The 19,584-nt window shown below is 71.0% G+C and carries 11 protein-coding genes; 8 read left to right on the top strand and 3 right to left on the bottom strand.

From position 1 onward, the window contains the following. Positions 1 to 46 precede the first annotated feature (46 nt). Entirely contained in the window at positions 47 to 5,104 is a 5,058-nt protein-coding gene (locus FH610_RS20515; RefSeq protein ID WP_139576137.1) for an Lhr family helicase, read from the top strand. Positions 5,105 to 5,775: 671 nt separating this feature from the next. Continuing rightward, entirely contained in the window at positions 5,776 to 7,974 is a 2,199-nt protein-coding gene (locus tag FH610_RS20505) for a cellulose binding domain-containing protein (RefSeq protein WP_205825921.1), read from the top strand. A gap of 83 nt (positions 7,975 to 8,057) precedes the next feature. On the opposite strand, the gene FH610_RS20500 is transcribed toward FH610_RS20505, so the two are convergent. Together FH610_RS20500 and FH610_RS20495 are read right to left on the bottom strand one after the other, a co-directional pair. Then, a complete protein-coding gene (locus FH610_RS20500) occupies positions 8,058 to 8,741 on the bottom strand; it encodes a M15 family metallopeptidase (RefSeq protein ID WP_240809080.1) in 684 nt (227 codons plus the stop codon). 16 nt (positions 8,742 to 8,757) lie between these two features. Next, positions 8,758 to 9,933 (bottom strand): ROK family transcriptional regulator, encoded by a 1,176-nt coding sequence (locus FH610_RS20495; protein WP_139576136.1) that lies wholly within the window; start codon positions 9,931 to 9,933, stop codon positions 8,758 to 8,760. 215 nt (positions 9,934 to 10,148) lie between these two features. Between FH610_RS20495 and FH610_RS20490 the strand changes: the two genes are divergently transcribed. The 4 genes from FH610_RS20490 (at position 10,149) to FH610_RS20475 (ending at position 14,999) form a co-directional block, all read left to right on the top strand. Next, positions 10,149 to 11,480 (top strand): sugar ABC transporter substrate-binding protein, encoded by a 1,332-nt coding sequence (locus FH610_RS20490; protein ID WP_139576135.1) that lies wholly within the window; start codon positions 10,149 to 10,151, stop codon positions 11,478 to 11,480. Positions 11,481 to 11,483: 3 nt separating this feature from the next. After that, on the top strand, positions 11,484 to 12,500 hold the full coding sequence (locus FH610_RS20485) for a carbohydrate ABC transporter permease (RefSeq protein ID WP_139576134.1): 1,017 nt from the start codon (positions 11,484 to 11,486) through the stop codon (positions 12,498 to 12,500). Further along, positions 12,497 to 13,348 carry a carbohydrate ABC transporter permease gene (locus FH610_RS20480; RefSeq protein ID WP_139576133.1) on the top strand — a complete coding sequence of 284 codons (852 nt, stop codon included), beginning with the start codon at positions 12,497 to 12,499 and terminating at the stop codon, positions 13,346 to 13,348. Before FH610_RS20485 ends, FH610_RS20480 begins: the two co-directional genes overlap by 4 nt. 121 nt (positions 13,349 to 13,469) lie before the next feature. After that, positions 13,470 to 14,999 (top strand): glycoside hydrolase family 3 protein, encoded by a 1,530-nt coding sequence (locus tag FH610_RS20475; RefSeq protein ID WP_139576132.1) that lies wholly within the window; start codon positions 13,470 to 13,472, stop codon positions 14,997 to 14,999. An 87-nt stretch (positions 15,000 to 15,086) separates the two neighbouring features. On the opposite strand, the gene FH610_RS20470 is transcribed toward FH610_RS20475, so the two are convergent. Further along, on the bottom strand, positions 15,087 to 16,376 hold the full coding sequence (locus FH610_RS20470) for an OmpL47-type beta-barrel domain-containing protein (protein WP_139576131.1): 1,290 nt from the start codon (positions 16,374 to 16,376) through the stop codon (positions 15,087 to 15,089). Positions 16,377 to 17,182: 806 nt separating this feature from the next. Here FH610_RS20470 and FH610_RS20465 point away from each other — a divergent pair. Both FH610_RS20465 and FH610_RS20460 read left to right on the top strand, forming a co-directional pair. Further along, entirely contained in the window at positions 17,183 to 18,418 is a 1,236-nt protein-coding gene (locus tag FH610_RS20465) for a multicopper oxidase domain-containing protein (RefSeq protein ID WP_139576130.1), read from the top strand. A 149-nt stretch (positions 18,419 to 18,567) separates the two neighbouring features. Continuing rightward, positions 18,568 to 19,545, top strand: coding sequence for a multicopper oxidase domain-containing protein (locus tag FH610_RS20460; protein ID WP_139576129.1), 978 nt, complete (start codon positions 18,568 to 18,570; stop codon positions 19,543 to 19,545). Positions 19,546 to 19,584: the final 39 nt, after the last annotated feature.

The raw sequence follows: 19,584 nt of genomic DNA, 5'->3' as shown, positions 1-19,584 counted from the left end.
GGCCTGGTGGCGGGATGGCGGCGCGGCGTTTTCTGTCGGTGGGGCGATGCATGATGGGCAGGTGGGTGCGCTCGACGGCTTCAGCCTTGTGACCAGGGAGTGGTTCGCCGGCGCCTTCGCGACGCCGACCGCCGCGCAGGAGGGCGCGTGGTCGTCGATCGCGCGGGGTGAGAACACGCTCGTGGTCGCTCCCACCGGGTCCGGCAAGACGCTCGCGGCCTTCCTGTGGGCCATCGATCGCCTCGCCGTCGAGCACACGACGCGCCCGGCCTCGCCGGTAGCCGAGGTGGGGCGGCCCGGCGGCCGCCGCGGTGCGCGGCGCGGCCGGAAGGACGACGGGGAGCCGCCCCGGCCCTGCCGGGTCGTGTACGTCTCCCCCCTGAAGGCCCTCGCGGTGGACGTCGAGCGGAACCTGCGGGCCCCGCTCACGGGCGTCCGGCAGACGGCGCTGCGGATGGGCCTGCCCGCCCCCGACATCTCGGTGGCGATCCGCTCCGGAGACACCGCGGCCGAGGAGCGGCGCCGTTTCGCCGCCCGGCCCTCCGACATCCTGATCACGACGCCCGAGTCCCTGTTCCTGATCCTCACCTCGCAGGCGCGCGAGGCGTTGCGCGGCGTCGAGACCGTGATCGTGGACGAGGTCCACGCCGTCGCGGGGACCAAGCGCGGGGCGCACCTCGCGCTGACCCTGGAGCGGCTCGACGCCCTGCTGCCCGCTCCGGCCCAGCGCATCGGGCTGTCGGCGACCGTGCGGCCGGTCGAGGAGGTGGCGACGTTCCTCGGCGGGTCCCGCCCGGCCACGGTCGTGCAGCCGCCCTCCGAGAAGGTCATCGAGGTCGACGTCGTGGTGCCGGTGGAGGACATGACCGAGCTGGCGCCGCCACCTCCCGGCGCTGACGGCGAGTCGCCGGAGCACCGCAGGAGCATCTGGCCGCATGTCGAGGAGCACCTTCTCGACCTGATCGAAGCCCATCGGTCCACGATCGTCTTCGCCAACTCACGGCGTCTGTCGGAGCGCCTGTGCACCCGGCTCAACGAGCTCGCCTGGGAACGGCGGACCGCACCCGCGCCGGGCGAGGGTGCGAGCCCGGGTTCGGGAGATCCGGCCCACTGGTCGGATGCCTTCGAGGAGTTGCACGCGCAATGGTCGGACCAGCACGAACGACCTGACGCCCGACGCGCGGACAGCGAGCCCGAGGACAGCGAGCCCGGGGGCACCGGGCGGACGGACGCCCTACGGCCTGACGCCCGGCGCGGGGATGCCCGGCGCACCGGCCCTCCGGCCATGCCGTCGGAGATGATGGCCCAGGCGGGAGCCTCGGGCGGCGCGATCCCCGAGGTGGTGCGGGCGCATCACGGCTCCGTCTCCAAGGAGGAGCGCTCCCAGATCGAGGAGGCGCTGAAGTCGGGCCGTCTGCCCGCGGTGGTCGCCACCTCCAGCCTGGAGCTGGGCATCGACATGGGGTCGGTCGACCTGGTGGCCTGCGTCGAGGCGCCGCCCAGCGTGGCGAGCGGCCTGCAGCGCATCGGCCGCGCCGGGCACCAGGTCGGGGCCGTGTCCCGCGGCGTGATCTTCCCCAAGTATCGGGGCGACCTGGTCCAGACGGCCGTCGTGGCCGAGCGCATGCGCACGGGGCAGATCGAGGAGATCCGCTATCCGCGCAACCCCCTCGACGTGCTGGCCCAGCAGATCGTCGCGATGACCGCGCTCGACGAGTGGACGGTCGACTCTCTGGAGGCGCTGGTGCGCCGGGCCGCGCCGTACGCCACGCTGCCGCGCAGCGCGCTGGAGGCGACGCTCGACATGCTCGCCGGGCGCTACCCGAGCGAGGAGTTCGCCGACCTGCGGCCGCGCATCGTGTGGGACCGGGTGACGGGCACCCTCCAGGGCCGTCCCGGGGCCCAGCGCCTGGCGGTGACCAACGGGGGCACCATCCCCGACCGCGGGCTGTTCGGCGTGTTCCTGGTGGGCGACAAGGCGTCGCGCGTGGGCGAGCTGGACGAGGAGATGGTCTACGAGTCCCGCGTCGGCGACGTGTTCGTGCTGGGCGCGACCTCATGGCGGATCGAGGACATCACCGCCGACCGGGTCCTGGTCTCCCCCGCCCCCGGGCAGCCGGGCAAGCTGCCGTTCTGGCACGGAGACGCGCCGGGCCGGCCCGCCGAGCTGGGCCGGGCGATCGGCGCGTTCCTCCGCGAGCTGTCGGCCGCCGGGGCGGGCGGCCGGGGCGACGCGGCGTCGGCGCGCGAGCGGATCCGCGCGGCGGGCCTCGACGACTACGCCGTCGGCAACCTGCTCTCCTACCTCACCGAGCAGCGGGAGGCGACGGGCTATGTGCCCGACGACCGCACGCTCGTGGTCGAGCGGTTCCGCGACGAGCTGGGCGACTGGCGCGTGGTGATCCACTCCCCCTTCGGCGCGCGGGTCCACGCCCCCTGGGCGCTCGCCATCGGGCGGCGGCTGCGCGAGCGGTACGGCGTCGACGTCCAGGCCGTCCACTCCGACGACGGCGTCGTGCTGCGCGTGCCCGACACCTTCGAGGACGCGCCGACCGACGTCGCGGTGTTCGACGCCGAGGAGATCGAGCAGGTCGTGATCGAGGAGCTGGGGGGCTCCGCCCTGTTCGCCTCCCGGTTCCGGGAGTGCGCCGGACGCGCCCTCCTGCTGCCCCGCCGCTCGCCCGGCAGGCGCAGCCCTCTGTGGCAGCAGCGCCAGCGGGCCGCCCACCTGCTCGGCGTCGCGAGCAAGTACGCCGGGTTCCCGGTGGTGCTGGAGACGATGCGCGAGTGCCTGCAGGACGTCTTCGACGTGCCGGGCCTGGTGGATCTCATGCGGGACGTCGCCGCCCGCCGGGTGCGGGTGGTCGAGGTGGAGACCTCCCAGGCGTCCCCGTTCGCGGCGTCGCTGCTGTTCAACTACATCGGCGCGTTCATGTACGAGGGTGACGCGCCGCTGGCGGAGCGGCGGGCGCAGGCACTCGCCCTCGACACCGCGCTCCTCGCCGAGCTCATGGGGCAGGCCGACCTGCGGGAGCTGCTCGACCAGGATGTCGTCGCCGAGACCGAGCGGGAGCTGGCGCGGCTGGACAGGCCGTTGCGCGACGCCGAGGACCTCGCCGACCTGCTGCGCTCACACGGCCCGCTGCTCGCCCAGGACGTCTCGATCCGCGAAGGAGATCCCGGCTGGCTCGCCGACCTGGAACGGGCGCGCCGGGCCATCCGGGTACGCGTGGCGGGCCACGAGCAATGGGCCGCGGTGGAGGACGCCTGGCGCCTGCGCGACGCGCTCGGGGTGCCGTTGCCGGTGGGCGTCCCGCACGAGTTCCTCGAAGCGCCCCTCGCCGGTGGGTCCGGCGGGCCGGGCCGGGCCGCCGCCCCCGATCCGCTCGGCGATCTGGTCGCGCGCCACGCCCGCACCCGCGGGCCGTTCTCCTCCGGCACGGCCGCCGCGCGCTTCGGCGTGGGCGTCGCGGTGGTGGACGAGGCGCTGCGCCGTCTCGCGGCGGCGGGCCGGGTGGTCGCGGGCGAGTTCCGCCCCGGGGGCCGGGGCGAGGAGTGGTGCGACGCCGGGGTGCTGCGGCTGCTGCGGCGCCGGTCGCTGGCGCGGCTCCGCAAGGAGGTCGAACCGGTCCCCCCGGAGACGCTGGCGGCGTTCCTGCCCGCCTGGCACGGCGTCGTCCCGCAGGGCGTCACGCCGACCGACGGCGGGCAGGGCGGGAACGGCGGCCGGACCGGGCTCTCGGGGCCCGACGCCCGGAACGGCCAGGGCCACGGCCCGGCGCGGGCCATGGACGCTCTGATCACGGCGATCGAACGGCTGCAGGGGGCGGCCGTCCCCGCTTCCGCCTTGGAGTCGCTGGTGCTCCCCGCGCGAGTGCCCGGATACTCCCCCGCCCTGCTCGACGAGCTGACCTCGTCCGGGGAGGTCGTCTGGGTGGGCCAGGGTTCCCTGCCCGGCGGCGACGGGTGGGTCGGCCTCTACTTCGCCGACACCGCGCCCCTGCTGCTCCCCGCGCCGTCGGAGATCACCGTGACTCCGCTGCACGAGCAGGTCCTGGAGATCCTGAGCGGGGGCGGCGCGTTGTTCTTCCGCGAGTTGTCCAACCGGATCGCGGCGGCGGCGCTCGGCGAGCAGGTGCCGCCCCCGTCCGGTCAGGACGCCGCCTCGGCCCGCCGGGCCAGAATCCTCGGCCGCGTTCCGGACGAGGCGGCGGGTGTCGCGCGTGCGAGCGCGGTGCCGGACGACACGACGCTCGCGGCGGCCCTATGGGACCTCGTCTGGGCGGGCCGGGTCACCGGCGACACGCTCGCCCCGCTTCGCTCGACGCTGGGCACCGGGCGGCCCGCTCACCGGCCGTCGGCGACCAGGCGCCGCCGCGCGGTGCTGCCGACGAGAAGCGGCCCGCCGACCGTGAGCGGCCGATGGTGGCTGCTGCCCTCGCCGTCGGCCGACGCCACCCAGCGGGCCCACGCGCAGGCCGAAGTCCTGCTGGAGCGGCACGGCGTGCTGACGCGGGGCGGCGTCTCAGCCGAGCGCCTCCCCGGTGGTTTCTCCGCCGTCTACCAGGTGCTGCGCGCGTTCGAGGAGAGCGGCCGGTGCCGCCGGGGCTACTTCGTCGAAGGTCTGGGCGGCGCCCAGTTCGCCCTGCCGGGCGCGGTCGACCGCATGCGCGCCATGTCCTCCACGCGTCCCGCTCCGGTTGAGGACCTGTGGTCGATCCCCGCCCCGCCGCCGCCCCGCCGCGCGGTCGTGCTCGCGGCGACCGACCCGGCCAACCCGTACGGCGCGGCCCTGCCCTGGCCGGACCGCACGGACGACGTGACCCACAAGCCGGGCCGCAAGGCCGGCGCACTGGTGGTGCTGGTGGAGGGCGCGCTGATCCTCTACGTCGAGCGCGGCGGGAAGACCCTGCTGTCGTTCGGGCCGGAGGAGGACCTGCGGTCCGCCGTACTGGCCCTGGCGGTCGCCGTGAAGCGGGGAGCCCTGGGGAAGCTGACGGTCGAGCGGGCCGACGGCACCGCCATCGCCGACTCTCCGCTCGCGGCGGCGCTCGAAGCCGCGGGCTTCCACCCCACCCCCCGGGGCCTGCGCATCCGCGCCTGAATCCACCCCTCCGCCACGGCTCGGCAGGCACCGCCTGGGGCTCCGGCCACCGGTGGGTTCGGACAGAGCGCGACGCGCGATTTCCGGCCGCCACCCGCGCAGGCGCAAGCAGGCACGGCAGTGCCGGCCGTCTTCCTCGGACATGTAATTTTCAGCCGATCCTGTGATCGCGCGAAGGCGCGACACCTCCCGTGGGCGGCACAGGAACGGTGCCATACCGACTGTCCGGCCGTCCGCCGCCGACATGTCCGTTGACGCTTGGCCCGCCCCCTGCGTACGGTCCGCCGGGAAACGCAAAGTTTCCGCGAAGGAAATCGTTTGTCGGACTCATCGGGAGCGGCGGTGGCAGCAAACCCGGCAGGTGAAGTGCCTGAGGGCTTTCCTGTCCGGTCTCCTCCCCTTCTCTCGGCAACTATCCGGCAACCGATGTCCCAGCTGTTGTCATCCCCGCCGGAACCGTCCGGGCGGGATCTCGCGGAGCGGATGAGCCGGCACGCGTGCGAGCCGGCCGAGGGTGGCGGTCCGGTCGATCGCCGCCTGCTGGCGTCAACCGCCCGGATCAGAACGGCCGCTCCGCCGCGTCACGCCACGCCCGCTCACTGCTCCACGCCAGCGGCTCTCTCATGGGCTCCCTTCTCCCGTCACTCCACCCACCGTCTTCAAGGAGACAGATGCGACTCTTCTCCCACCGGTTAGGACTGGCGCTGGCCGCCGTCGTCTGCGCCGGGACCGCCGGCGCTGTTGCGCCCGCCCTGACCGCCCAGGCCGCGACCGGCTGTCAGGTCACCTACACGATCACCAATCAGTGGCCGGGCGGCTTCGGTGCGAATGTTAGCGTTAACAACATCGGTGATCCGGTCAACGGCTGGAAGCTGACCTGGTCGTTCGATGCCGGGCAGACCATCACTCAGCTCTGGAACGGCAGCCACACGCAGTCGGGAGCGCAGGTCACCGTCAGCGACGCCGGCTACAACAGCTCCATCCCCACCAACGGCACGACCAGCTTCGGCTTCAACGGCTCCTGGAACGGTTCCAACCCCGTTCCCACCGAATTCGCCCTCAACGGCACCTCCTGCACCGGCACCGTCGCCAGCCCGTCGGCGAGCCCCACGCGGTCACCCGACTCGAGTCCGAGTGCGTCGCCCAGCCCGTCCGCGAGCCCCTCCGCGAGCCCCTCCGCGAGCCCGTCCGCGAGCCCGTCGCCGACCCCTTCGGTCAGCCCCTCCGGCACCACGCCGCCGACGAACCCCGTGGGGAAAGTGCTCACCGTGGCAGCCGGCTCCCCGTTCCGGCCGGTCACGCATGTCGCGACCGGCGGTCTGTACGGCCTGGCGGAAAACAGCCGCCCGGCCGACTCCGCGCTGCTGCCACTGAAGGTCAACTCGCTGACGCAGCCCGCCCCCGGCGTGGGCCAGAGGCCCAACGGCCAGCCGCCCGGAGGCGACTCGCTGCTCGTGGCGCCGCAGGCCACCCGGGTCGGGGCCGGGGAGTACATCCGGATGCCGGACATCTACCCCAACTTCCCCTACCAGTGGGTGAGCTGGGACGACTGGCTGGCCAAGGTGAACACGATGGTCCGGGCCAGGCTCAACGCGACCTCGGTGACCAACATCGAGGGCTGGGAGCTGTGGAACGAGCCCAACTGGACCTGGAACACCTCCGCCGCCGGGTCGTTCAACGACGGGTGGACGCGCACCTACCGAGCGGTCCGGGCGCTGGACACCACGACGCCGATCGTCGGCCCGAGCATCGCCTACTACAACCGCTCCTGGTTGTCGTCGTTCCTGAGCAGCGCCAAGGCCGCGGGCACCCTGCCCGACATCATCTGCTGGCACGAGCTGGGCGACCCCACCGCCATCGCCGCGCACATCGCCGACTACCGCTCCCTGGAGTCCTCGCTCGGCATCAGCCCCCGCCGCATCGCGATCAACGAGTACGCGGCCACCAGTGAGGTGGACGTCCCCGGCCGCATCGCCAGCTACGTGGCCAAGTTCGAGCGCGCCGGCGTCGAAACGGCGCACCGGGCGTTCTGGTACGAATACGGCACCATGAACGGCCTGGTCGTCAACAACAGCCAGCCCACCGGCACCTGGTGGCTGTACAAGTGGTACGGCGACATGGCCGGCCGCATGGTCACCACCACCCCGCCCGGCCAGACCGGGCTGGACGGCTTCGCCTCCTACGACTCCACCCGCAAGATCGTCAACGTGGTCCTGGGCGACGAGTCCGGCACCAACACCGTCCGCCTGACGGGCATCGGCGCGCTCGGTCCCTCCGTCCGGGTCACGCTTGAGTCCACGCACACGCCGAACCGCTTCACCTCGGTCCCGGCGGCCACCGCCATCTCCGACATCGTCTACCGGGTGACCGGCGACCAGCTACTGGTGACGGTACCGAACATGGTTACCTCCAACGCGTACCACGTGGTCGTCCAGCCGGCCAGTGGGGTGCCGTCCTACCAGCAGCGCTACGAGGCGGAGAACGCGTCGGTCTTCCGGGCCCAGCGGCAGACGGGCTCCAGCGCGTCCGAGGGCGGCTACGTGGGCCGCATCGACAACAACACGAGCACGCACCGGACGGACAGCTACGTGGACTTCGTGGTGAACGTGCCGACCGCCCGGACGTACACGATGACCATCGGCTACGCCAACGGCGACGACGCCACCGCCACCCAGGGCCTGGCCGTGAACGGTGGGTCGTGGAGCACCGTCAGCTACCCGGCCACTTCCGGGTGGGGCCAGTTCGGCGCCACCGTCAGCACCAGTGTCGGTCTCAAGGCCGGATACAACGTCATCCGCCTGGCCAAGGGCTCCCCCGGCTTCTCCGGTGGCACCGGCTATGCCGAACTGGACTACATCCAGCTCACCTGAGCCACACCGTCGTACCGAACCGCCCGCGCCGGCACCCCGGCGCGGGCGCCCGCCTGACCCCCGCACCGTCGATCGGGCCGTCCCTACAGCTCGACCGGGCCGTAGATGGCGGCGGGGGCGCGGCGGGTCATGGCCCAGTAGCGGTCGCCGTACGACCAGTGCCACCACTCTGTCGGGTAGTTGACCAGCCCGGCCGCCTCCAGGGCAGCGCGCAGCACGTCGCGGTTGCGCCGCGCCTCGGCGCCCACGGGGGCGTCGGTGTAGCACGCGCCGCCGCTCTGCTCCGGAGTCGCGTTGACGGCCGTGCCCATGTCGAACTCCACCCCGTCGTCGTCGCACAGCGTGAGGTCGACGGCCGCGCCCGCCGTGTGCGGGGCCACCTCGATCGGCGAGACGTACCGGCTCGCGGCGACGTGCAGCTCCGCGCCCGACATCCGGGGGAACGCCGCCCGCAACTCGTCCTTGTAATCCTCGAAGTACTTCGTCTGCAGCGCCGGTGGGCGGTAACCCTCGACCACCACCAGGTTGCACCCGGCGGGCAGGCGCTCCTGCGCCTCCTCCAGACGGGCGAGCAGGCCCTCGCGCAGGTGGGCGTAGGCCCCGGCGGGGTCGGCGAGCCGCCCGTCCACCCGCAGCCGCCCCCGTACGTCGCTCAGCTTCTCCCCGCACTCGCTCACGCGGATCGAGGTCACGCGGGGGTCGGAGATGAGCACCGGACCCTCGGCGAGGCCGGGCACGGCGGAGCGATCACGCGGAGAGTCGGGCACAAGGATCAACCTATCGTCAGACGGTGTCCGAAAAGACCTCTTCACGCGCTCGGTCCAATGCCGCGACGATCGCACCCATGAGAACTGGATTGCCCTCCACTCCGGTCGCCACCACCGTGGGACGGCTCGGACACGCCCGGGCCACCGCCTCCTCGACGCGCTCCGCGAGGTGAACGCCGCCGGCCCTGCCCACGTCACCGCCGAGCACGACGAGTCCCGGGTCGAGGACCACGGAGACCGCCGCGACCCCGACGGCGAGCCGTCCGGCCAGGTCCTCGACGAAGTCCTCGTTGCCGGCGTCGATGGCCGTACGGACCAGGTCGGCCACCCCGGCGTCCCGCACGTCCGGGGCGGCGAGGCCGTGCGCGCGGGCCAGGTTCCACAGCGCCTCTCCTCCGACGAGGCGCTGGAAGGAGCCGGTCTGCGGCGCGGTGACCGCGCTCGGCAGCGGTTCCCCGGGGACGGGCAGCCAGCCGATCTCGCCCGCGCCGCCGGTGATGCCCCGATGCAGCCGGCCGCCGAGCATGACGCCGAGGCCCTGGCCGATGCCGGTCCACAGGATCACGAAGTCGTCGGCGCCCCGCGCGGCGCCGTACGTCTGCTCGGCGAGGGCCGCCAGGTTGACGTCGTTCTCGATGATCACGCACTCGCCGAGCAGGGTGCGCAGCCCGGCCAGGATGCCGACGTGCCAGGTGGGCAGGTCGACGGAGTAGCGCACGTCGCCGGTGAGCGGATCGACCACTCCGCGCGTGCCGATGACGAAGCAGCGCAGCCGGGTGAGTTCTATCCCGGCCGTCCCGCAGGCCCGCTGGACGGCCTCGTGCACGATGCCCACGGGATCGCGGGCCTCGCTCGGGTCCACGGTCACCTGGGCGACGACCGTGCCGGTGATGTCGGCGACCGCGGCCGTGACGCTGTCCGGCAGCACCTCCAGCCCGGCGACGTACGCGCTGGAGGGGTTGACCCCGTACAGCGCGGCGTTGGGGCCGCGTCCGCCGGGTCGCTCCCCCGCGGCCGTGACCAGCCCGCGCGTCTCCAGCCGGGCCAGGAGCTGGCCGGATGTGACCTTGGACAGCCCGGTAAGCTCTCCCAACTCGGCCCTGGTCAGCGGGCCTCTGGAGATGAGGAGTTCCAATGCCGCGCGGTCGTTGATCTGCCGAAGCAGCCGAGGCGTACCCGGTCGTTGAGGCACCGGCTGGTTCCCCTCTCGTCACGATCCGCTAACGCGGTCTTTTTTATAAGAAAGTTTCTTGTTAGTTTATCGCCTGCCAGCCCGGAGGCAACCGATCAGCCTCGGGACGCCAGAGCGCCGACCGAAAGGAGAGCGCCTTCCAGCAGGTGAGCGGTCCGCCGACACCCCCCACGAGGCGCACCCCCGACGCGAAGCCGGGAAGGGAGAGACCCATCGTGAAGATCGTGAAGATCGCGGTCGCGACCACCGCGACCGCTGCCCTGGCCCTGGGACTCGCCGCTTGCGGAAGCGACGACTCCGGTAGCACCACCGCCCCGTCGGCCTCCGCGGCCGCGAGCGGTCCGAAGTTCGCCGGCCAGACTCTTACCGTGTGGCGACTCGGTGCCCCCACCGACGTCTTCACCAAGTACATGGACGACCTGAACGCCGCGTTCAAGGAGAAGACGGGCGCCGAGGCGAAGGTCCAGTGGATCCCCTGGCCCGACGCCCAGAAGAAGTGGACCACCGCGCTCGCCGGCGGCGAGGGCCCGGACGTCACCGAGTTCGGCAACGACCAGGTCGCCGCCTGGGTGGCGCAGGACGCGCTCGCCGACATCACCGACGCCGCGAAGGGCGACTCCGAGCTCCAGCAGATCCCGCAGAACCTGTGGAGCTACGAGACCATCGACGGCAAGATCTACGCCGTGCCGTGGGGCGGCGGCACCCGCGCCGTGCTCTACCGCAAGGACTGGTTCGACAAGCTCGGCATCGAGGTCCCCAAGACCTGGGACGACCTGGTCGCCGCGGGCAAGAAGATCGTGGACAAGCAGGGCAAGGACGTCGACGGCTTCGCCTTCAACGGCGGCTCCGACGCGAACATGTCGCTGTCGCCGTTCGTCTGGTCCGCCGGCGGTGACTTCGCCAAGTTCGAGGGCGGCAAGTGGGTGGGCCAGCTCACCCAGCCGGCCTTCAAGGAGGGCTTCCAGTTCTACACGGACCTGGTCGCCAAGGACGGCGTGTCCGGCAAGGGCCGCCTGACGCAGAACTCCGTCGACATCGCCCAGCGCTTCGCCGCCGGCAAGGTCGGCATGTACGTCACCGGCGGCTGGGACATCGCCGCGATCAAGGAGCAGAGCAAGGGCAAGGTCGACGAGTCGAAGATGGGCTTCTTCTCGCTGCCCGCCAAGGACGGCTCCGGCCCGGCCCCGGCCTTCCAGGGCGGCAACGACATCGCCGTCTGGAAGGACGCCAAGAACCCCGAGCTCGCCCTCGAGTACGTCAAGCTCGCCGCGGGCAAGGAGTTCGGCGTCCGGTACGCCAAGGAGGGCGGCCTGCTCCCGCTCTACCCCGACGCGCTCGCGGAGATGGGCGGCGACCCCGCCCAGAAGCCGTTCACGGACACCTTCAAGGTCGCCAAGGGCTTCCCGGCCAGCCCCAACTGGGCGGAGGCCAACGACACCAAGGCCGTGCTGCAGAACGCGGCGCGTGAAGTGATCGAGGGCAAGAAGAGCGTCGACCAGGCTCTGACGGACGCGAACACCGAGCTTGAGACGATCCTCAACCAGTAGATCATGACTCACTCGTCAACCCTCGCCCGGGGCGGAGCCGACACCTCCGCCCCGTCGCGGCGCAGTCGCAAGCGGGCGCGCAGGCCGGGGCTCTCCCCGAAGGCCGTCCCGTACGTCCTGCTCCTGCCCGGCTTCCTGGTCATCGCGGTGCTGCTGCTCTACCCGCTGTACCAGATGGTCGAGATGTCCTTCCACAAGGTCGGGCTCCGGCAGATCAAGGCCGTCAACCCCGCGCCCGCCGAGTTCATCGGCTGGGACAACTACTCGCAGATCCTCGACTCGGACCTGTTCTGGTCGTCGCTGCGCAACACGGTGCTCTTCGCCGTCGTCACCGTCGCGCTGACGCTCATCCTCGGAACCCTCGTCGGCCTGCTGCTCAACAAGCTCGGCCCGAAGATGTCGACCTTCGTGATCGTCGGCATCATGGCCGCCTGGGCCACCCCGCCCACCGCTCAGGCGATCGTGTGGAAGTGGCTGTTCGACTCCGACTCGGGCATCGTGAACTGGACGCTGAACCTCCTGCCCGACTGGCTGTCGAACCTGCTGTTCGGCCGCGCCGACTGGAGCGGGCACCCGTGGTTCAACGACACGCTCACGCTCTACTTCGTGCTGATCGTGGCCGTGGTGTGGGCGTCGTTCCCGTTCATCGCGGTGTCGGTGCTCGCGGGGCTCAAGAGCATCCCCTCGGAGCTGTACGAGGCGGCGAAGATGGACGGCTCGGGCGCGGTCCGCACGTTCAGGAGGATCACGCTTCCGCTGCTCAAGCCGGTGTTCTCGGTGCTGGTCGTGCTGTCGATCATCTGGGACTTCAAGGTCTTCACGCAGCTCTACCTGCTGGCCGGCGGCACGGTGAACCGCGACGCGTTCAACCTGTCGCTGTGGAGCTACGCCGAGGCGTTCAGCAGCCCGCCGAAGATGGGCCTGGGCGCCGCCATCGCGGTCGTGCTGACCGTGATCCTGCTGCTGATCACCTTCGTGTACGTGCGTCAGATCGTGAAGACGGAGGACGACATCCGATGAGCCCGCTCGCCCGCAGGAGGCTCGGACGGGCCGCGCTGAACGCGGCCGGGGTCGTGGTGTTCCTCTTCGCGGTCTTCCCCGTCTACTGGATGGTCACCACGGCCTTCAAGCCGAACGACCAGATCTTCACCACGAGCTTCATCCCGTTCCCCAGCCCGCCCTCGATGGACCACATCTCGCGGGTCTTCACCAAGGGCGTCGCCGGCCACTCCATCTGGCAGTACCTGTTCAACAGCACCCTCGTGGCGCTCAGCGCCGTCGTGCTCGGCGCGGTGTTCGCGCTGCTCGCGGCGACCGCGGTGGCCAGGTTCCGCTTCCGGTTCCGCACCTCGTTCCTGATCCTGCTGCTGATCGTGCAGATGGTGCCGGCCGAGGCGCTGCTGATCCCGCTGTTCACCATGGTCAAGCGGCTCGGCCTGTACGACCAGCTGCTCGGCCTGATCATCATCAACGTCGGCCTGACGCTGCCGTTCTCGGTCTGGATGCTGCGCACGTTCGTCGCGGCCGTGCCCAAGGAGCTGGAGGAGGCCTCCTGGATCGACGGCGCGGGCCGGTTCACCACGTTCTGGCGGGTGCTGTTCCCGCTCGTCGCGCCCGGCCTCGTCGCCACCAGCATCTTCGCGTTCATCACCACCTGGAACGAGTTCGTCTACGCCCTGACCCTCATCGGCGACCAGGGCAAGTACACGATGCCCGTCGCGCTGCAGTTCTTCGTCGGCCAGCGCTCGACCGACTGGGGCGGCATCATGGCCGCCTCCACCCTGATGACCATCCCGGTCCTCGTCTTCTTCCTGCTGGTCCAGCGGCGGATGGTCTCCGGCCTCGTCGCGGGCGCGGTCAAGGGATAACCCCACCGCTCACCGGCACCCCACTCTCCTGAAGGCCGCTCGTACGGCCACCGCACCCGGTGGCCGTACGAGCCCTGCCGCGCGTCCTCACTCCCACTGTCACCTAAGGAGCCGAGACACCATGTCCGCCACCCGCGACCCCCTGGCGGGGGCCGCCGACCTGTCCACGCGTACCGGCGACCCGGGCCTGCACCGGCTCGCGGCGGGCGCACTGCTGATCTCGTTCCAGGGCACGACCGCGCCGGACTGGGTCCTGCGCGGCCTGGAGGACGGTCTGGGCGGCGTCTGCCTCTTCGGGTTCAACGTCGCGGGCGGCGAGCAGGTCGCCGCGCTCAGCGCCCGCCTGAACGAGGCGGGCCGCCCGGTCGTCTCCCTCGACGAGGAGGGCGGGGACGTCACCCGGCTGGCCTACCACACCGGAAGCGCCTACCCGGGCAACGCGGCGCTCGGCGCGGTGGACGACGTGGCCCTGACCGAGCGGGTCTACCACGCGATGGCCGCCGACCTGGCGCGGTGCGGGGTGAACCTCGACATGGGCCCGGTGGCCGACGTCAACACCGCCGACGACAACCCGATCATCGGCACCCGGTCGTTCGGCTCGTCGCCGGGCCTGGTGGCACGGCACACGGTCGCCGCCGTACGCGGCCTGCAGTCGGCGGGGATCGCCGCCTGCGTCAAGCACTTCCCTGGCCACGGCGCCACCCATCAGGACTCCCACCTGGAGATCCCGCGGGTGGACGCCTCGCTCGACCTGCTGAGAGAGCGTGAGCTGGTCCCCTTCCTCGCGGCGATCGAGGCCGGAGTGAAGTCGATCATGACGGCGCACGTGGCCGTTCCCGAGCTGACCGGCGACCTGCCCGCCACGCTCAGCGCCCGGGCGCTCACCCGGTTGCTGCGCCGCGAGCTGGGCTACGACGGCGTCGTGCTCACCGACGCCCTCGACATGCACGCGATCAGCAAGAACGTGGGGCTCGCGGAGGGCGCGGTGCGGGCCCTGGCCGCGGGCGCCGACCTGCTGTGCCTCGGGCCGCTGCCCACGTCGGAGGACGTGCGGAGCATGGTGGACCACATCGTGGACGCCGTCGCCGAGGGCAGGCTCACGGCCGAGCGGCTGGAAGAGGCCGCCGCGCGGGTGGAGCGGCTGCGCGACTGGTTCGCCGGCGCGCACCTGCCATCAGGGAGCGGGCCGGCCGGGGAGGGCGCGGAGGGCGACGCCGTCGGCCTGCACGCCGCCCGGCGCGCGGTGTCGCTGACGGGCTCGGCGGGGCCGCTGGTCGATCCGTTCGTGGTCGAGATCGACACACCGCCGACGATCGCGGTGGGCGAGGTGCCCTGGGGGGTCGCGCCGTGGCTGCCGGAGGCCGAGATCGTCCGGGTCACGCCGGCGGAGGCCGACGCGGGGGCGCTGCTCGGCCGGGCCCTGGAGCGTTCGCTGATCGTGGTCGTCAAGGACGCCCACCGCCACCCGGACAGCCGCGCGCTGATCTCGGAGCTGCTCGCCGCCCGCCCGGACGCCGTCGTGATGGAGATGGGCCTGCCGATCTGGCGGCCCGACGCGGGGGCCTACATCGCGACGTACGGCGCGGCCCGCGCCAACGCCCAGGCCGCGGTGGAGCTGCTGAGCGATGGTCCCTCGGTGGCCGGGCTATAGAGGGCGGGGCCGACCGGCCCATCGGCCGGTCGGCCCCGGTTCGGCGGCGTCCCCGGTACGTACACCGTGATCGCCACGCCGGCCCGGTCAGCCGCAGCTGATCGCGTTGTAGCCGCTCTCGTAGGACGTGGTGACCTTCTCGCCGTCGATGAACGACGTCCCGGTCACGGTGGCCTTGCCCGCGCCGATCTGGTTGGCCCGCGTGTTGAAGGACTGGTACGCCTGCTTGCCCGGGGCCACGTCGGCCACGGTCCTGGAGCCGTACGGGGTGGTCAGCGTCACGGTCGCCGGCACGTCGCCGTCGTTGACGGCCGTGACCGCTACGTACACCGACGTGCCCACGCAGCGGGACGAGGCGGTAACGGTCAGCGGCGTCTCGGCGGGCGGCGGCGCCACGACGACCGTGAAGTCGGCCGTGGCGACGTCGGAGGTGTTGCCGGCCTTGTCGGTCGCCCGATAGCTCACGGTGTGCTCGCCGACCTGGTTCACCGGCACCGGAGCCGTGTAGGCCTGGAACGCGCCACCGTCCAGGGCGTACTCCACCGTGTCCACACCGGACTCGGTGTCGGTCGCGGAGATGGTCACCGTGGCGGAATCCACGTAGTCGCCATCGGCATCCTTCGTGCCGGACACAGCCGCCGACACCGTCGGCGGGGTGGTGTCCTTCGGCTGCGGGGCCACCACCGTGAACGTCACCGACTGCACCTCAGAGGTGTTGCCGGCCTTGTCGGCGGCCCGGTACCGCACAGTGTGCTCGCCGACCTGGTTCACCGGCACCGGAGCCGTGTAGGCCTGGAACGCGCCACCGTCCAGGGCGTACTCCACCGTGTCCACACCGGACTCGGTGTCGGTGGCCGAGACGGTCACCGCGGCGGAACCCACGTAGTCGCCATCGGCGTTCTCCTCGCCCGACACCGAAGCCGACACCTGCGGCGGCGTCGTGTCGGTGGGACCGGCGCTGGTGACCACGATCTCGCCGACCATTCCCGAGTGACCGGGGATCGCGCAGTAGTAGCGGTACGTTCCAGGGGTGAGGTTCACCTGAACCTCGTGCCTGCCCCCGCTCGTGTCGAAGGGGCTGGCGACGATGTTGACGTTGACGTCGTGGTTGTAGCCGGGGCTGGAGACGTCGAACGTCAGCGTGTGCGTCATCCCGGAGGTGTTGCCGGTCGACGCGTTGGTCTCGAAGATGATCGTCGCAGGGCCGGCCGTCGCCGTGGTCGGCGCGGACTTGTACTGGGTGTAATCGTTGTCGGCGGTCCAGACGAGCGTCTGCTCCGCCGCCTGGCCGACTTGCTGACTCTGGTCCTGCGCCGCGGCTCCGACTCCCGACAGCCACACCGTCGGCAGTGCCACTGCCGCGATCACCAGGGCCATGCGTCCGAGCGTGGCAGGGGTTCTGAGCGCCCTCCGCAAATCACTGAGGAAGCCCGAGAAAGATCTGATGCGCATATACCGTGTACCTCTCATGATCTGATGCGTCGGCCGGCGGACATCGCGCTACGGCCGGCGTCACTCCGAGGGCGTGCCGGGCGGGAGAGCTCGCGCGCACGGGCGTCGCGGAACTCGGCCAGGCGGTGTCGGCCTCGAAGCGGTGGTAGGTCGGGCGGCCATGACGGGCGGCGTCGCCACGCCCAGAGTCAGGGCGACGTTCCCCTTGTGATCACGGCGCGGCGCCAGGCGGGTGGCCGGGGTGTGCGAAGAGGTCTCTTCGGCCCATCGTCCGCTCCTTCGGTTGTGGGGGGCAACAGCAACCTTCGGAAGAACTACCTGATCAGCCGCAGTGGTCACTGGGCTCGCCGATGTCGGACGTGGCGCCGACCTTGTCGAGCTCCTCGTCCCTGCGCCGATCGATCATTCCCGGTGACGGCAGCGGTGCCGTGACGTCCTACATCCCCTCAGAGGCTGGTGGCCGCTCCTCAGGCGCTTCGGCTGGAAACGTAACAGTCTGGCTGCATTTAGTCCACATCAATTACTAAGTTGACTAGTTCGTTACCATACTTACCGAAGAAATCAGCTAAAGACCCGTTACACATCGGTGGAAGTGCCCTTAGACCTGCGCGAATTCCTCCGGACCGGCATGGCCGCGCCTCGACCCCGACCCCCATGTCGTATCCGCCGGCATCACGGACCACCCCCCCCGCTCGCCGCGCCCGGGCGAGCGCCGTCACCGATTGGGAACCATGACCGAGAAAAGCACTGATGTGACGCGACGCCTGCTCTCCCGGCGCGCCTTCACCACCACCGCGGCGACAGCCGCCGCGATCGCGCCGTTCGCCGTGGCCAGTCAGGCCACCGCGGAGCCCGCGGGCAAGACCGCCGGCAAGACCGCCGGCGAGCCGGGCGACGTCCGCCGCATCACCCTCTACGCGGACAACCTGCCGGACGGTCAGATGGGCTACGGCCTGGAGCCCGGAAACCCCACGATCCCCGGCCCCCTCATCGAGATGATCGAGGGCGAGACCCTCGAAATCGAGCTGGTCAACAACACCGACGTCACCGCCAGCCTGCACGCGCACGGAGTCGACTACGAAACGACCAGCGACGGCACGCGGATGAACAACAGCGTGGTGGAACCGGGAAGCCGGTACGTCTACACCTGGCGCACCCACACCCCGGCCACCCGCCCGGACGGCACCATCGCACCCGGCAGCGCCGGCTACTGGCACTACCACGACCACGTCGTGGGAACCGACCACGGCACAGGCGGCATCCTGCGCGGACTCTACGGGCCACTGGTGGTACGCCGCACAGGCGACATACTCCCCGACAAGACCTTCACCGTCGTCTTCAACGACATGAAGACCAACAACCTCACCCAGGCACCCGACTTCACCGCCGAACTCGGCGAACGCGTGGAGTTCATCGTCATCGCCCACGGCAACTTCTTCCACACCTTCCACATCCACGGACACCGCTGGGCCGACAACCGCACCGGCATGCTCAAAGACCCGCAAGACCAAAGCCGGATCATCGACACCAAGACCACAGGACCCGCCGAATCGTTCGGCTTCCAGGTCATCGCCGGTGAATACGTCGGCCCCGGGAAGTGGATGTACCACTGCCACGTACAGAGCTATTCCGACATGGGAATGGCCGGGACGTTCACCGTGACCGGCGCGAGCGAGAGCGTGCCGCTGACCGTCACCGCCTCGTCCCGCTGCGTGGGCACGTCGGTGTACGTCGCGGTCACGGCCGTCAACGACGGCGACGTGCCGGCGACCGTGACACTGACCACCCCGTACGGCTCCAAGACCGTGGCCGACGTGGCCCCGGGCAAGCAGGCGTACCAGTCCTTCAACACGCGGGCCAAACAGATCGGCGCGGGCAAGGCCACCGTGACCGGGACGTCGTTCATCAATGGCAAGAAGGTCACCACGTCATACGAGACCGACTACACGGCGATCAGCTGCGGCTGACCCGGCTTCGAAATTCCTTCTTTCCTGCGCGAATTCCTCCAGACCGGCATGGCCGCGCCTCGACCCCGACCCCCATGTCGTATCCGCCGGCATCACGGACCACCCCCCGCTCGCCGCGCCCGGGCGAGCGCCGTCACCGATTGGGAACCATGACCGAGAAAAGCACTGATGTGACGCGACGCCTGCTCTCCCGGCGCGCCTTCACCACCACCGCGGCGACAGCCGCCGCGATCGCGCCGTTCGCCGTGGCCAGTCAGGCCACCGCGGAGCCCGCGGGCAAGACCGCCGGCAAGACCGCGGGCGAGCCGGGCGACGTCCGCCGCATCACCCTCTACGCGGACAACCTGCCGGACGGTCAGATGGGCTACGGCCTGGAGCCCGGAAAGCCCACGATCCCCGGCCCCCTCATCGAGATGATCGAGGGCGAGACCCTCGAAATCGAGCTGGTCAACAACACCGACGTCACCGCCAGCCTGCACGCGCACGGAGTCGACTACGAAACGACCAGCGACGGCACGCGGATGAACAACAGCGTGGTGGAACCGGGAAGCCGATACGTCTACACCTGGCGCACCCACACCCCGGCCACCCGCCCGGACGGCACCATCGCACCCGGCAGCGCCGGCTACTGGCACTACCACGACCACGTCGTGGGAACCGACCACGGCACAGGCGGCATCCTGCGCGGACTCTACGGGCCACTGGTGGTACGCCGCACAGGCGACATACTCCCGGACAAGACCTTCACCGTCGTCTTCAACGACATGAAAACCAACAACCTCACCCAGGCACCCGACTTCACCGCCGAACTCGGCGAACGCGTGGAGTTCATCGTCATCGCCCACGGCAACTTCTTCCACACCTTCCACATCCACGGACACCGCTGGGCCGACAACCGCACCGGCATGCTCAAAGACCCGCAAGACCAAAGCCGGATCATCGACACCAAGACCACAGGACCCGCCGAATCGTTCGGCTTCCAAGTGATCGCGGGCGAACTCGTCGGCCCCGGAATGTGGATGTACCACTGCCACGTACAAAGCCACTCCGACATGGGAATGGCCGGGACGCTCATGGTGACCGACGCGAACGGAAACGTTCCGGGCCACTCCATGGACGGCTCGTAACGGCGACGCCGTCACCCGTCCGGATCGGGGCTTCGGCTG

Source organism: Microbispora catharanthi (genome assembly GCF_006334915.2).
GTDB lineage: Bacteria > Actinomycetota > Actinomycetes > Streptosporangiales > Streptosporangiaceae > Microbispora > Microbispora catharanthi.
Note: the sequence above shows the minus strand (reverse complement) of the source record. Positions and strands in the feature narration are given on the sequence as shown.